This is a genomic window from Pseudooceanicola endophyticus (assembly GCF_018760365.1).
GTDB classification, from domain to species: Bacteria; Pseudomonadota; Alphaproteobacteria; order Rhodobacterales; family Rhodobacteraceae; genus Pseudooceanicola; species Pseudooceanicola endophyticus.
Window position 1 is genome coordinate 313,976 of sequence record NZ_JAHIAB010000001.1, and the last position, 12,350, is coordinate 326,325.

The window sequence follows — 12,350 nt, forward strand, 5'->3', positions numbered from 1 at the left end:
CGCATCCCAGAGGCCCTTCCGCCCCCCGCAGGACCGGGCCCGAAGACGCCTTCGCGCCCCCTGCCCGGTGCGGGATATGAAGGGTCCGGGCCACTGCGAACCTCACTCTGCCGCCATCGGCGCGGCGGCGCGTTGTGCCGCCAGACGCGACAGTTCCGCCATCACCTGGGACGCCCGGGCAATCGGGTTGGTCAGGTAGAAATCGCCGACCGGCTTGGCGAAGGCGCCCTCGAAGACCGTGCCCGCGGCCTCTGCCGTCCAGGCGTTTGCCGGCACCCGGTCGACCTGTGCCAGCAGCGGCTGGGCGGCGATCATCTTGCGGCGCAGCTGCGCCAGGCTGTCCCAGGGAAGGGCCTGGCCCAGCTCTGCCGAAAGCGCCCGCAGGATCGCCCAATTCTCCTTGGCCTCGCCCGGCGCATAGGCCGCGCGCATGGCCAGCTGGGGCCGGCCTTCGGTGTTCACGAACAGGCCGTTTTCCTCGGTATAGGCGGCGCCCGGCAGGATCACGTCGGCGCGGTGCGCGCCCCGGTCGCCGTGGCTGCCCTGGTAGATCACGAAGGGACCCGCCGGGATCTCGATCTCGTCGGCGCCCATGTTGTAGATCACGTCGGCCTTCAGCGCGGCCTCGATGCCGCCCTCGCAGACCGCGCCCACGTCCAGCGCACCGACCCGGCCCGCAGCGGTGTGCAGCACCAGGAATTTCGACCCCGCCTTCTCGGCCAGGTATTGCGCGGCGGCCAGCACGGCGGCGCCGTCCGGACCCGTCAGCGCGCCCATGCCAAGCACGACCACGGAGGGTTTTTCGGCCAGCGCAGAGAAGTCCTGCTCCATGAGGCGCAGCAGGTCGGCCCGGTCAGAGCCGAAATGGGTGTAGGGGAAGGTCAGGTCGGCGGCTTCGCCCACCAGCGTGACCTCGGCGCCCTTCGACCAGGCCTTGCGGATGCGGGCGTTCAGCACCGGCATCTCGACCGCCGGGTTGGCACCGATGATGTGGATCGCCTGGGCGGTGTCCAGATCCTCGATCGCGGCGGTGCCGACATAGGCCGAGCGGTTGGCGGCGGGCAGCTTGGCGCCATCGGTGCGCGCCTCGACCATGCCGCCCAGCCCCTCGATCAGGGTCTTGAGCGAGAAGGCGGCCTCCACCGGGGCAAGATCCCCGACCAGGCCGGCCACCTTGGCACCTTTCATGGCAGCGGCAGCGGCGGCCAGCGCCTCGGCCCAGGTGGCGGGCTTGAGCTTGCCGGCGACGCGGACATAGGGCTGGTCCAGGCGCTGGCGGCGCAGGCCGTCCCAGATGAAGCGCGTCTTGTCGGAAATCCATTCCTCGTTCACGCCATCATGGTTGCGCGGGATGATCCGCTTCACTTCGCGGCCCTTGGTATCGACGCGGATATTGGCGCCCATGGCGTCCATCACGTCGATGGTCTCGGTCTTGGTCAGCTCCCAGGGGCGGGCGGTGAAGGCATAGGGCTTGGAGGTCAGCGCGCCGACCGGGCACAGGTCGATGATGTTGCCCTGCAGGTTCGAGCTGAGCGTCTGGTTCAGATACGAGGTGATCTCGGCATCCTCGCCGCGCCCGGTCTGGCCCATCTGGGTGCTGCCCGCGACCTCGGTGGTGAAGCGGACGCAGCGCGTGCAGGAGATGCAGCGCGTCATGTGGGTTTCGACCAGCGGGCCGAGGTTCAGGTCGTCGCTGGCGCGCTTGGCCTCGCGGTAGCGCGAGAAATCGACACCATAGGCCATGGCCTGATCCTGAAGATCGCATTCCCCGCCCTGGTCACAGATCGGGCAGTCCAGCGGGTGGTTGATGAGCAGGAACTCCATCACCCCCTCGCGGGCCTTCTTGACCATCGGCGACTTGGTCTTGACCACCGGCGGCTGGCCTTCCGGCCCCGGACGCAGGTCCTTGACCTGCATCGCGCAGGAGGCGGTGGGCTTGGGCGGGCCGCCGACGACCTCGACCAGGCACATGCGGCAGTTGCCGGCAATCGACAGACGCTCGTGGTAGCAGAAGCGGGGCACTTCGACGCCCGCCTGCTCGCATGCCTGCAGCAGCGTCAGGGCCGGATCCACCTCGATCTCGTTGTCGTCGATGATGATCTTGCGAAGGTCAGACATGGGTGCTCACTTTTCTCTCAGAAGGACACCGATCTGGCTGCCCCGTGCGATCTCTTGCTTGCCGAGCGTGCACAGGTCAGCGGTCTTGGTCGGGTCCAGACCCTGGGATTTGACGTAACTCTCGCCCAGCTTGCGGATGCGGGCCTTCTCCGCCTTGCTGGTGATGTATTCCTTGATCTCGGTGCGCGTGTAGCCCATGGCCAGCGCCTGGTTCTTGAGCTCGTTCAGGAACAGCAGGCCCTTCACGGTGCGCGCATCGATGCTGTCGCACTTGTTGCTGATCTCGATGGCGATCCCGACCCAGAGCATGGGCCGGTCGAGCGAGGCCACCTCGCGCAGCGGCAGTTTCGGATTGGCGGCCAGGGCCGGCGCGGCCAGCGCGACGGCTCCGGCCAGCACCGCGCCGCGCAGCCAGCGGCGGCGATGGCGCATCAGGGCGCGCAGATGTCCCCGCACCGGACGCAGCGCGACCCGGCGGCTGGGCGCCAGGGGCGCCCGGGGATATGCGCGCAGGCTCACCATCCGGCGCAGGTCCCGCGCAGGGTCATGACATTGCCCGAGATCAGCTGCGCATCCGTGGCATCCGGACCCAGAGACCAGCTGTGGTCGGAGGTGCCGAACTGCTGGATGCAGTAGCCGACGGCCTCGTAATCCCCGGCGGCACGGGCGCCCTTGGGGCTGCGCGCCGGATCCTTCACGGTCACCACGAACTGCTTGTTGTCGCCATCGACGCCCTCGACCCCGGCCAGGAAGTACTGCCCGTCGAAAGAGGGCGCGCCGCTCTTGGCCATCTGCGACAGCTTGCCGGCCGTGCAGGAGGCCAGCCCCAGCACCAGAACCGTCAGGGCAAGCCCCCGGAGAGCGTTTTGTTTCGTCATGATAGTCACCGTCTTCAGCTGGCCTTGGGCATCAGGATGGATGCGGATCGGCCGGTCTTCTGTTTCTTGATGCGGTCCTCGATCTCGCCACGGAAGTGGCGGACAAGGCCCTGGATCGGCCAGGCGGCCGCGTCGCCGAGGGCACAGATCGTGTGCCCCTCGACCTGTTTGGTCACCGACAGCAGCATGTCGATTTCCTCGACCTCGGCCTCGCCCGTGACGAGGCGGTCCATGACGCGGCTCATCCAGCCGGTGCCTTCGCGGCAGGGCGTGCACTGGCCGCAGCTCTCATGCTTGAAGAACTTGGCCAGGCGCCACACGGCTTTCACCACGTCGGTGTTCTGATCCATGATGATCATGCAGCCGGTGCCGAAGCTGGACTGGTTGGCGCGCATCCAGTCGAAATCGAAGATCGCGTCTTCCAGCTTGTCCTTCGGCAGCACCGGGCAGGAGGCGCCGCCGGGGATGATGGCCTTGAGGTTGTCCCAGCCGCCGCGCACGCCGCCGCCGTGCTTCTCGATGATCTCGCGGACCGAAAGGCCCATCTGTTCCTCGAAGACGCAGGGGGTGTTCACGTGGCCGGTCAGCGCCATCAGCTTGGTGCCGACGTTGTTGGGCCGCCCGAAGGAGCTGAACCATTCCGCGCCGCGCCGGATGATCGTCGGCACGACCGAGATAGATTCCACGTTGTTCACCGTGGTCGGGCAGCCATAGAGGCCCGCGCCCGCCGGGAAGGGCGGCTTCATCCGGGGCATCCCCTTCTTGCCTTCCAGGCTTTCCAGCAGCGCGGTTTCCTCGCCGCAGATATAGGCCCCTGCCCCATGGGTCAGGTAAAGGTCGAACTTCCAGCCCGACCCGCAGGCATTGTCGCCGATCAGGCCGGCATCATAGGCCTCGTTGATGGCGGTTTGCAGGGCTTCGCGTTCGCGGATGTATTCGCCGCGGATATAGATGTAGGCGGCATGGGCCCCCATCGCGAAGGAGGCGATCAGCGCGCCCTCCACCAGGTGGTGGGGGTCGTGGCGCATGATCTCGCGGTCCTTGCAGGTCGCGGGCTCGGATTCGTCGGCGTTGATCACCAGATAGGAGGGACGACCGTCGGTCTCCTTCGGCATGAAGGACCACTTGAGGCCGGTCGGGAAGCCCGCGCCGCCCCGGCCCCGCAGGCCCGAGTCCTTGACCTGCTGGATGATCCAGTCGCGGCCATTGGCAAGGATGCCGCCGGTGTTGTCCCAAAGGCCGCGCGCCTGCGCGCCTTTCAGGGAGCGGTCCTTCATCCCGTAGAGGTTCGTGAAGATACGGTCCTGATCCTGGAGCATGTCTTACCCTTTGTCATCCCGGCGCGCGCGCCAGATCCGTGTCGCCTCCACCAGCACCCAGACAAGGGCGACGATGGCCGCGAAATCCAACAGGAAGGCATACCGACCCGGCAGCCCCATCTTTCCCCCGAGAAGCTGAAGACCCATCCACGCCAGCATCGTCACCGCGATGACAATCGCCAGTTGCCGGCTTTTCCGAGCCCGGGCGATCTGCGTGGAACGGTCTCCCGTCATCTCCTCTCCTCATCCGGCAGGCTCCGCCACCTGCCTTCGGGGTCTCCTAACCCTGGCCGCGCCCGCCCTCGGGCACGCCCCTCGTCAACGGATGCTCAGCGCATCCAGGGCGCGACGATGGGCACCTCGGTCCCGTCGATGCGCTTGATCGTCTCGCCGATGTCGACGGCCCGCTGGGCGCTGGCATTGTGCGGCGCGCGCTCGGCCGCGTCGAAATCGGTCAGCACCTTCGGGCCGCCCAGCGGCTCGGCGGCGTAGCGGCCGTTCTGGGGCCCCGGCACCGGCACCTCACCGGCGGCCAGCTTGTCCAGCAGCGCGGCAAAGCCCTCGACCGTCAGGTCTTCGTAATAGTCCTTGCCGATGGCGGCCATGGGCGCGTTGGTGCAGGCGCCCAGGCACTCCACCTCTTCCCAGGAGAACTTGCCATCGGCAGAGAGCGTCATCGCCTTCGGCGCGATCTTCTCCTTGCAGACGGCGATCAGATCCTCGGCGCCGCAGATCATGCAGGTGGTGGTGCCGCAGACCTGGATATGCGCCACGCTGCCAACCGGCTGAAGCTGGAACATGAAGTAGAAGGTCGCCACCTCGAGCACGCGGATATAGGCCATGTCCAGCATCTGGGCCACGGTCTCGATCGCGGGCTTGCTCAGCCAGCCTTCCTGTTCCTGCGCGCGCCAGAGCAGCGAAATGCAGGCGCTGGCCTGACGGCCTTCGGGGAATTTTGCGATCTGCGTCTTGGCCCATTGGAGATTGGCCTCGGTGAAGGCGAAGCTCTCGGGCTGTTCGTGGTGCAGGCGTCTCAGCATCGGCTCAGGTCCCGTCCTTCTTTCGTGTCTCTGACAAGGCCCCCAGGGGGCGCTCCTCGCTCTGCCCGGGCGTCCCGGGCGGGTGGCCGTTCGGCGGCCTCAGGTCTCCGGCATTGACGGGGCCGGTCCCGCATTCTTCACGACTTCGGCGCGCAGGCCCCGGTGGTCAGGCGCACGCCGCCGCCTTCAAGCCCGACGGCCTGCTTAGCAGCCATCCGGTAGCGCGCCATGGCAATCGCCTGGTCGCGGCTCAGCCCGGTCTGAAGCTCTACCGGCAGGTAGTCGCGCTCGGTGCGCAGCTCGCAGCCGACAGAGGCGACGGCCTGATCGAAGGCCAGCCCCTGCGCCTCGCTCACGTCCTGCGGGCGCATCGTGCAGGCCGACAGCGCCCCTGCCCCGGTCAGGACAAGGGCCGCGATCAGACGGGCGCGCGGCGCCGCCATCAGCGGTCCACCTCGCCGAAGACGATATCCATGGAGCCCAGGATCGCCGCCACGTCGGCCAGCTGGTGCCCGGAGGCCACGTGGTCCATCGCCTGCAGGTGCAGATACCCCGGAGCGCGGATCTTGGCGCGGTAGGGCTTGTTGGAGCCATCGGCCACCAGATAGACGCCGAATTCGCCCTTCGGCGCTTCGACGGCGGCATAGACCTGCCCCTCGGGGACGTGGAAACCTTCGGTGTAAAGCTTGAAGTGGTGGATCAGGCTTTCCATCGAGGTCTTCATGTCGCTGCGCTTGGGCGGCGTCAGCTTGCCGCGCACCAGAACGTCGCCGGGGGTCTCGCGCAGCTTCACGAGGGCCTGGCGGATGATCTTGGTGCTTTCGCGCATCTCGGCCATGCGGCAGAGGTAGCGGTCATAGCAATCGCCATTGGTGCCGACGGGGATCTGGAACTCGAACTCGTCGTAGCATTCGTAGGGCTGGGCGCGCCGCAGGTCCCAGGCCAGGCCCGTGCCCCGCGCCATCACGCCCGAGAAGCCGCGCTGCTGGATGTCCTCTTCGGTCACCAGACCGATGTTGACGTTGCGCTGCTTGAAGATGCGGTTTTCCGTCAGCAGCTCGTCGATGTCATCCAGCTTGGCGGGGAATTCGATCGCCCATTCCTCGATGTCGTCGATCAGCTTGTCGGTCAGGTCCTGGTGGACGCCGCCGGGGCGGAAATAGGCGGCGTGGAAGCGCGCCCCCGAGGCGCGTTCGTAGAACATCACCAGCTTTTCGCGTTCGACGAAGCCCCAGAGCGGCGGCGTCAGCGCGCCCACGTCCATGGCCTGGGTCGTGACGTTCAGCAGGTGGTTCAGCACGCGACCGATCTCGCAGAACAGCACCCGGATCAGCGAGGCGCGCTTGGTGATCTCGGTTCCGGTCAGCCGTTCGATGGCCAGGCACCAGGCATGTTCCTGATTCATCGGCGCCACGTAATCGAGGCGGTCGAAATACGGCAGGTTCTGCAGGTAGGTGCGGCTTTCCATCAGCTTCTCGGTGCCGCGGTGCAGCAGGCCGATATGGGGATCGGCACGCTCGACGATCTCGCCGTCGAGTTCCAGCACCATGCGCAGCACGCCGTGGGCTGCCGGGTGCTGGGGCCCGAAGTTGATGTTGAAGTTGCGGATCTTCTGTTCGCCGGTCAGCGCGTCTTCGAAGCCTTTGGACCCGTCCATCATTTCGCCTCCGCTTTCTTCTCGTCGCCGGGCAGGATGTACTCGGCGCCCTCCCAGGGCGACATGAAGTCGAACTGGCGGTATTCCTGCACCAGCTTGATCGGCTCGTAGACGACGCGCTTGGCGGTCTCGTCATAGCGGACCTCGGTGTAGCCCGAGGTCGGGAAGTCCTTGCGCAGCGGATGGCCGCGGAAACCGTAGTCGGTCAGCAGGCGGCGCAGGTCCGGGTGCCCCGAGAACAGGATCCCGAACATGTCGAAGACCTCGCGCTCGAACCAGTTGGCCGAGGGGTGGACGGAGGTGATCGAGGGCACCATCTCGTCTTCGCGGATCGCGGCGCGCAGGCGGATGCGCTGGTTCTGGTACATCGACAGGAAGTGGTAGATCACGTCAAAGCGCCTGGGGCGCTCCGGCCAGTCGATGGCGGTGATGTCGACCAGGCTGGAGAAGCGGCAGGACGGATCCACGCGCAGGAATTCCACGAAGGCCACCAGGGCCGAGGGCGTCACGTCCAGCGTCAGCTCACCGAAGGCGACCTCCCAGCCCGAGACGGCTTCGGGGTGCTTCGATTCGATATAGGCGCCGAGTTCTTTCAGGGCTTCGCTCATCGGGCCGTCTCCTCAGCGGACCAGTGTGCCGGTGCGGCGGATCTTCCGCGCCAGTTGCAGGATGCCGTACAGCAGCGCCTCTGCGGTGGGCGGGCAGCCGGGGACGTAGATGTCGACGGGAACGATCCGGTCGCAGCCGCGCACCACGGAATAGCTGTAGTGGTAGTACCCTCCCCCGTTCGCGCAGGAGCCCATCGAGATCACGTAGCGGGGCTCGGGCATCTGATCGTAGACCTTGCGCAGCGCGGGGGCCATCTTGTTGGTCAGCGTGCCCGCGACGATCATCACGTCGGACTGGCGCGGCGAGGCGCGCGGCGCGATGCCATACCGTTCCGCATCGTAATGCGGCATCGAGGTATGCATCATCTCGACCGCGCAGCAGGCCAGGCCGAAGGTCATCCAGTGCAGAGAGCCGGTGCGCGCCCAGGTGATCAGGTCTTCGCTGGTGGTCAGCAGGAACCCCTTGTCCTGAAGCTCCCGGTTCAGGGCCTGGGTGGCGACCTCACGGTCGGCACCCGCGGTATTGGATCCTGCCATCACTCCCATTCCAGCGCTCCCTTCTTCCATTCATAGAGAAAGCCCACGGTCAGCACGGCCAGGAAGACCATCATCGACCAGAAGCCCGTCATCGAGAGATCCTTGAAGGCGACCGCCCAGGGGAACAGCATCGCGATTTCAAGATCGAAGATGATGAACAGGATCGAGACCAGGTAGAACCGGACGTCGAATTTCATCCGCGCATCGTCGAAGGCGTTGAACCCGCATTCGTAGGCACTGACCTTTTCCGGATCCGGGTTGCGAACGGCGATCAGCAGAGCGGAGAGGATAAAGAACAGACCCAGGGCAACTGCGACTGCCAGAAAGATGAGGATGGGAAGATATTCCCGCAGCATCTCTTCCACGAATGGCTCCTTTCATGGGCGGCGGGGTCCGGAGGGGCCCCGCAGGGCTGTTCCGGGTTTACTCTGGCCCTCCGGCAGGGTCAACCGAGGCACGACGATTTCAACACCGTATCGGGCGTCTTCGCCAAGGTTGTAAAGGTAATCTTTTCAGTAAGTTATTTAAAAAATACATCCCTGATGCCGCATTGCCGCAGCAAGGTTCTAACCTGACTGAAATGGTCAGGAACAAAGTCGGGAATCGCTGCGCGCCCTGGCCTGTCAAAATGCCGCAGGATGGAACCGTCTGCGACGTTACGCCGCACAGCCTGCGCACGCCCCTGACGTTGGGAACGCTCCCAAAGAAGAAAATTTTCCCGCAGACCTCCGGGAAGCCCAGTAAAATCAGGCGACTTCGGACGCTTCGGAAGGCAACCCAAGCGTGTAAAACGGCTCCGGAAACTGGCCGGTGCCCGGTTCCGGACGGCAGGCATCAAAGCCCGCACGGGCGGTGATCGCCTCGAACCAGGCCCGGGTTTCGGGGAAATCGTCCAGCGTCAGGAAGTGGCAGCCCATCCAGACGGCCTGCCCCACCGCGATATCGGCCGCCGAAAAGCCCGAGGTCAGAAGATAGGCACGGTTTTCCACCGGCGTGGACAGCCGCCCCTCGATCGCCTCGAAACAGCGCCGCAGCCCGGCCAGCGCATGGGCTATGACCGGCGCCGAACGCGCCGCCTCTTCCAGCCGCAGCCGCTGGAAGCACAGCGTGTCGACATATTGCGTCAGCGTTTCCGAGAACTGCACCCAGACCAGCCAGTCGGGACGGTCGAAATCGCCCTCGAAGCGGCCCAGCGCCTGGTTGCGGAACCGCTCGCAGAGGATCTGCAGGATCGCCAGGCTCTCGAAGTAGTTCTCGCCGTCAACCTGCAGCGCGGGCACCAGCCCGACCGGGGAATAGACCCGCAGCTCGGGCGTCTGCAGCATCTCGTCCAGGGGATGGATGACCACTTCGAAGGGCACGTCCAGCTCATTCAGCAGCCACAGGATCCGCATGGAACGGCTGCCGGCACAGTGATGCAGGGTGATCATGGGCGCTCCTCCGGGCCGGAGAGCGGGAAAACCACGGGAGAGGCGGGGCGGACGCACGCGGGTTCGATGATCATGCCCCAAGCATGGCCTGTCGGAGCGACGGCGGCAAGCGGCCCGGGACGCACGCTGCGTCACCCCGGGCGGGGAACCGCCCGTCAGGAACCAAGCACCGCCCGCAGCAGCGCCGCCTGGGAGGCATCGAAGGCGGCCAGCGTCACCTCCATGTCCGGGCATCCCTTCAGGGCCTCGCGCAGGGTCGCCACCGCAATCGCGGCGGCCTCTGGCGCCGGGTAGCGATAGACCCCGGTCGAGATCGCGGGGAAGGCAATGCTGCGATCCCCCGCCTCGTACGCCAGGCGGAAGGCGTTGCGGTAGCAGGCGGCCAGCAGCGCGGGCTCGCCCCTTGTGCCGCCCTGCCAGACCGGCCCGACGGTGTGGATCACGTGGCGCGCCGGCAGGTCGTAGGCGCCGCTCAGGCGGGCCTCTCCGGTCGGGCAGCCGCCCAGGGTCCGGCATTCCGCCAAGAGCCCCGGCCCGGCGGCGCGGTGAATGGCGCCATCCACCCCGCCCCCGCCCAGCAGAGAGCTGTTCGCGGCATTCACGATGGCATCCACCGCGAAGGTGGTGATGTCGCCCTCCCGGACCGCGATCATGCCCGCGCCTGCCAGACCGCGCCGACCTCGGCCCGGATGATCCGGGCGATCAGGGCGCAGTCCTCAAGGGTGAACGTCAGCGGCAGGCGCATGTCGATCAGCCCCCTCAGGATGCGGTCGCTTTCGGGCAGGCGCTGCGCGGGGGCATAGCGCCAGCTGTCATAGCGCGAGGTGAAGCCGCGCGGCTCGGCCTCACCGAACCATTTCAGCTCCACCCCCCGGGCGGCGCAGCGGTGCAGCACCTCGGCAATGTCATCCTCGGACCAATCCGGCAGCAGGAACTGGATGGAAGAGCCGACGTAACGTTCCTGCTCCGGGCGCGGGATGGTCGCAAGACCCGGCGTGCCCGCAATGCCGGCCTCGACCACCCGGTAGCGGGCGTTCCAGGCGGCGCATTGCGCTTCAAGGCGGCGCAGCTGGGGCCGCAGGATCGCCGCGCGCAGGTTGTCCATCCGCCCCGAGATATTGGGGGTGTCGTATTTCACCTGTTCGAAGACCTCTGCCCCCGGCGCCGCGAGGTGACGATCATAGAGCATGTAGCTGCCCGAGAGCATGATCGCGCGGGCCGCCAGATCCTCGTCATCGGTGATGAGAAACCCGCCCTCGCCCGAGTTCACATGCTTGTAGGTCTGGGTGGAAAAGCACCCCGCCAGCCCGTGCCGTCCGCTGGGCGTGCCGTTCCAGGCCGCCCCCATGGTATGGGCGCAATCCTCGATCACCCGGACGCCGGCAGCATCGCAAAGCGCCATCAGCCGGTCCATGTCGCACAGGTGCCCGCGCATGTGCGACAGCAGCAGAACCTTCGCGCGGGGCAGCTTGACCGCCAGATCGTCAAGGTCGATCACCAGCCCCTCGGTGACGCCGACGTAGACCGGCACGCCGCCGACGGCGGCAATGGCGCCGGGCACCGGGGCCAGCGTGAAGACATTGGTCAGCACCGGATCGGCCGGCCCCACCCCCGCCGCCCTGAGCGCGGTCGAGATCGCATGACCGCCCGAGGCGATGGCCAGCGCAAAGCGCGCACCGGTCAGCGCGGCGAATTCGCGCTCCAGCTCAGCCACCTCTCCGGCTTCTCCGGGCAGGGTGTTGTAGCGGTGCAGCCGGCCATGGCGCAGCACCGCGACGGCGGCCTCGATGGCGTCCTCGGGGATGGGCTCCTGCTGGGTGAAGCTGCCGGTGAATACGTCGCGCATGGGCTGTCCTTCACGCCGGAACGGCGCGGCCCCATAACGTCCCGCCCGGCCCGGCCCGTCAAGCGCCCGGCGCGCAAGGGCGGCCCCTCAGCCGATGCGGGGGCCGAGGCCGGCCACCACGCAGGGCAGCATGTCGTAATCCTCCAGCAGCACCTCGGGCTCCAGCGCGGCCATGTCGGCGCCCGAAGGCCCGAAGGTCACCAGGATCGAGGGCACGCCGGCAGCGCGCGCGGTGTTGCGGTCGGTGTCGCTGTCGCCCACCAGGCAGGCATAGGCCGGATCGCCCCCCGCCAGGCGCACCGCCTCGCGCAGCGGCGCCGGGTCGGGTTTCTTCACCGGCAGGGTATCGGCCCCGACCAGCGCCGCGAAATCGCCCAGCACGCCCAGCTCCTCCAGAAGCATCCGCGCCAGCCCCTCGGGCTTGTTGGTGCAGATGGCGACCGGATGGCCGGCGTCCTTCAGCGCGCCGACCGCCTCCATCGCGCCGGGAAACAGCACGGTGTGGCGGGCGATGTCACGCTCATAGGCCTTCAGCAGCACCGGATAGAGGCGGTCGATCTCGGACTGATCCGCCGCGCGGCCGAGCCGGGAAAACCCGAGCGTCAGCATCGCGCGCCCACCGCGCAGCGCGGTGCCGGCATCCGCCGCCGTCAGCACATCCCCCGCGCCGATCTCGCGGAAGCAGGCATTCGCGGCCTCCAGCAGATCGCCACTTGTATCGGCCAGCGTTCCATCCAGATCAAAGACAACACTACGCATGATTCATCCTATCGGCGAAAATCCGCGGGACATGTTGCGCCCCGAAACCCAAGTTGATCCGACGTTCCGGCGCGTGGACTTGCGCCGGGGTCACATCCGATTAAAACGGCCCGGAAAAAGACACAATGCCCTTTCACCCTTTCCCGCATCTGTTCAGA

14 protein-coding genes and 1 pseudogene are annotated in these 12,350 nt (G+C 66.9%); all 15 read right to left on the reverse strand.

What is annotated here, in order from left to right:
* Positions 1–102 precede the first annotated feature (102 nt).
* Entirely contained in the window at positions 103–2,118 is a 2,016-nt protein-coding gene (gene nuoG, locus KM176_RS01530; protein ID WP_160892004.1) for an NADH-quinone oxidoreductase subunit NuoG, read from the reverse strand.
* Between the two features lie 6 nt (positions 2,119–2,124).
* The gene (locus KM176_RS01535) at positions 2,125–2,637 is read right to left on the reverse strand and encodes a DUF5333 domain-containing protein (RefSeq protein ID WP_311136130.1); all 513 of its coding nucleotides are present in this window, start codon (positions 2,635–2,637) and stop codon (positions 2,125–2,127) included.
* The gene (locus tag KM176_RS01540; RefSeq protein ID WP_160892006.1) at positions 2,634–2,996 is read right to left on the reverse strand and encodes a hypothetical protein; all 363 of its coding nucleotides are present in this window, start codon (positions 2,994–2,996) and stop codon (positions 2,634–2,636) included. Before KM176_RS01540 ends, KM176_RS01535 begins: the two co-directional genes overlap by 4 nt.
* 14 nt (positions 2,997–3,010) lie before the next feature.
* Positions 3,011–4,315, reverse strand: a complete 1,305-nt coding sequence (gene nuoF, locus KM176_RS01545) for an NADH-quinone oxidoreductase subunit NuoF (protein WP_160892008.1) — start codon at positions 4,313–4,315, stop codon at positions 3,011–3,013.
* Between the two features lie 3 nt (positions 4,316–4,318).
* Entirely contained in the window at positions 4,319–4,549 is a 231-nt protein-coding gene (locus tag KM176_RS01550) for a DUF5337 domain-containing protein (protein ID WP_160892010.1), read from the reverse strand.
* Between the two features lie 104 nt (positions 4,550–4,653).
* A pseudogene (gene nuoE / locus KM176_RS01555) lies at positions 4,654–5,355 on the reverse strand (NADH-quinone oxidoreductase subunit NuoE); the annotation flags it as partial.
* 137 nt (positions 5,356–5,492) lie between these two features.
* Complete coding sequence (locus tag KM176_RS01560) at positions 5,493–5,798, reverse strand: hypothetical protein (protein ID WP_160892014.1); 306 nt, start codon at positions 5,796–5,798, stop codon at positions 5,493–5,495.
* Entirely contained in the window at positions 5,798–7,012 is a 1,215-nt protein-coding gene (locus tag KM176_RS01565) for an NADH-quinone oxidoreductase subunit D (RefSeq protein WP_160892016.1), read from the reverse strand. The genes KM176_RS01560 and KM176_RS01565 overlap by 1 nt, the downstream gene beginning before the upstream one ends.
* Positions 7,012–7,620, reverse strand: a complete 609-nt coding sequence (locus KM176_RS01570) for an NADH-quinone oxidoreductase subunit C (protein ID WP_160892018.1) — start codon at positions 7,618–7,620, stop codon at positions 7,012–7,014. The genes KM176_RS01565 and KM176_RS01570 overlap by 1 nt, the downstream gene beginning before the upstream one ends.
* A 12-nt stretch (positions 7,621–7,632) precedes the next feature.
* Positions 7,633–8,157 carry a NuoB/complex I 20 kDa subunit family protein gene (locus KM176_RS01575; RefSeq protein ID WP_160892020.1) on the reverse strand — a complete coding sequence of 175 codons (525 nt, stop codon included), beginning with the start codon at positions 8,155–8,157 and terminating at the stop codon, positions 7,633–7,635.
* Positions 8,157–8,522, reverse strand: a complete 366-nt coding sequence (locus KM176_RS01580; protein ID WP_160892022.1) for an NADH-quinone oxidoreductase subunit A — start codon at positions 8,520–8,522, stop codon at positions 8,157–8,159. Before KM176_RS01580 ends, KM176_RS01575 begins: the two co-directional genes overlap by 1 nt.
* Before the next feature lie 381 nt (positions 8,523–8,903).
* Positions 8,904–9,587, reverse strand: coding sequence for a glutathione S-transferase family protein (locus KM176_RS01585; RefSeq protein ID WP_160892024.1), 684 nt, complete (start codon positions 9,585–9,587; stop codon positions 8,904–8,906).
* A gap of 155 nt (positions 9,588–9,742) precedes the next feature.
* Complete coding sequence (locus KM176_RS01590) at positions 9,743–10,240, reverse strand: O-acetyl-ADP-ribose deacetylase (protein WP_160892026.1); 498 nt, start codon at positions 10,238–10,240, stop codon at positions 9,743–9,745.
* A complete protein-coding gene (locus tag KM176_RS01595) occupies positions 10,237–11,433 on the reverse strand; it encodes a DegT/DnrJ/EryC1/StrS family aminotransferase (RefSeq protein WP_160892028.1) in 1,197 nt (398 codons plus the stop codon). Before KM176_RS01595 ends, KM176_RS01590 begins: the two co-directional genes overlap by 4 nt.
* Positions 11,434–11,520: 87 nt before the next feature.
* Positions 11,521–12,192 carry an HAD hydrolase-like protein gene (locus tag KM176_RS01600; protein WP_160892030.1) on the reverse strand — a complete coding sequence of 224 codons (672 nt, stop codon included), beginning with the start codon at positions 12,190–12,192 and terminating at the stop codon, positions 11,521–11,523.
* Positions 12,193–12,350: the final 158 nt, after the last annotated feature.

Bases quoted from the DNA above. Each gene is read 5' to 3' on its own strand.
- nuoG (WP_160892004.1), bottom strand. From the start codon at position 2,118: ATGTCTGACCTTCGCAAGATCATCATCGACGACAACGAGATCGAGGTG.
- KM176_RS01540 (WP_160892006.1), bottom strand. From the start codon at position 2,996: ATGACGAAACAAAACGCTCTCCGGGGGCTTGCCCTGACGGTTCTGGTG.
- nuoF (WP_160892008.1), bottom strand. From the start codon at position 4,315: ATGCTCCAGGATCAGGACCGTATCTTCACGAACCTCTACGGGATGAAG.
- KM176_RS01550 (WP_160892010.1), bottom strand. From the start codon at position 4,549: ATGACGGGAGACCGTTCCACGCAGATCGCCCGGGCTCGGAAAAGCCGG.
- KM176_RS01560 (WP_160892014.1), bottom strand. From the start codon at position 5,798: ATGGCGGCGCCGCGCGCCCGTCTGATCGCGGCCCTTGTCCTGACCGGG.
- KM176_RS01565 (WP_160892016.1), bottom strand. From the start codon at position 7,012: ATGGACGGGTCCAAAGGCTTCGAAGACGCGCTGACCGGCGAACAGAAG.
- KM176_RS01570 (WP_160892018.1), bottom strand. From the start codon at position 7,620: ATGAGCGAAGCCCTGAAAGAACTCGGCGCCTATATCGAATCGAAGCAC.
- KM176_RS01575 (WP_160892020.1), bottom strand. From the start codon at position 8,157: ATGGCAGGATCCAATACCGCGGGTGCCGACCGTGAGGTCGCCACCCAG.
- KM176_RS01585 (WP_160892024.1), bottom strand. From the start codon at position 9,587: ATGATCACCCTGCATCACTGTGCCGGCAGCCGTTCCATGCGGATCCTG.
- KM176_RS01590 (WP_160892026.1), bottom strand. From the start codon at position 10,240: ATGATCGCGGTCCGGGAGGGCGACATCACCACCTTCGCGGTGGATGCC.
- KM176_RS01595 (WP_160892028.1), bottom strand. From the start codon at position 11,433: ATGCGCGACGTATTCACCGGCAGCTTCACCCAGCAGGAGCCCATCCCC.
- KM176_RS01600 (WP_160892030.1), bottom strand. From the start codon at position 12,192: ATGCGTAGTGTTGTCTTTGATCTGGATGGAACGCTGGCCGATACAAGT.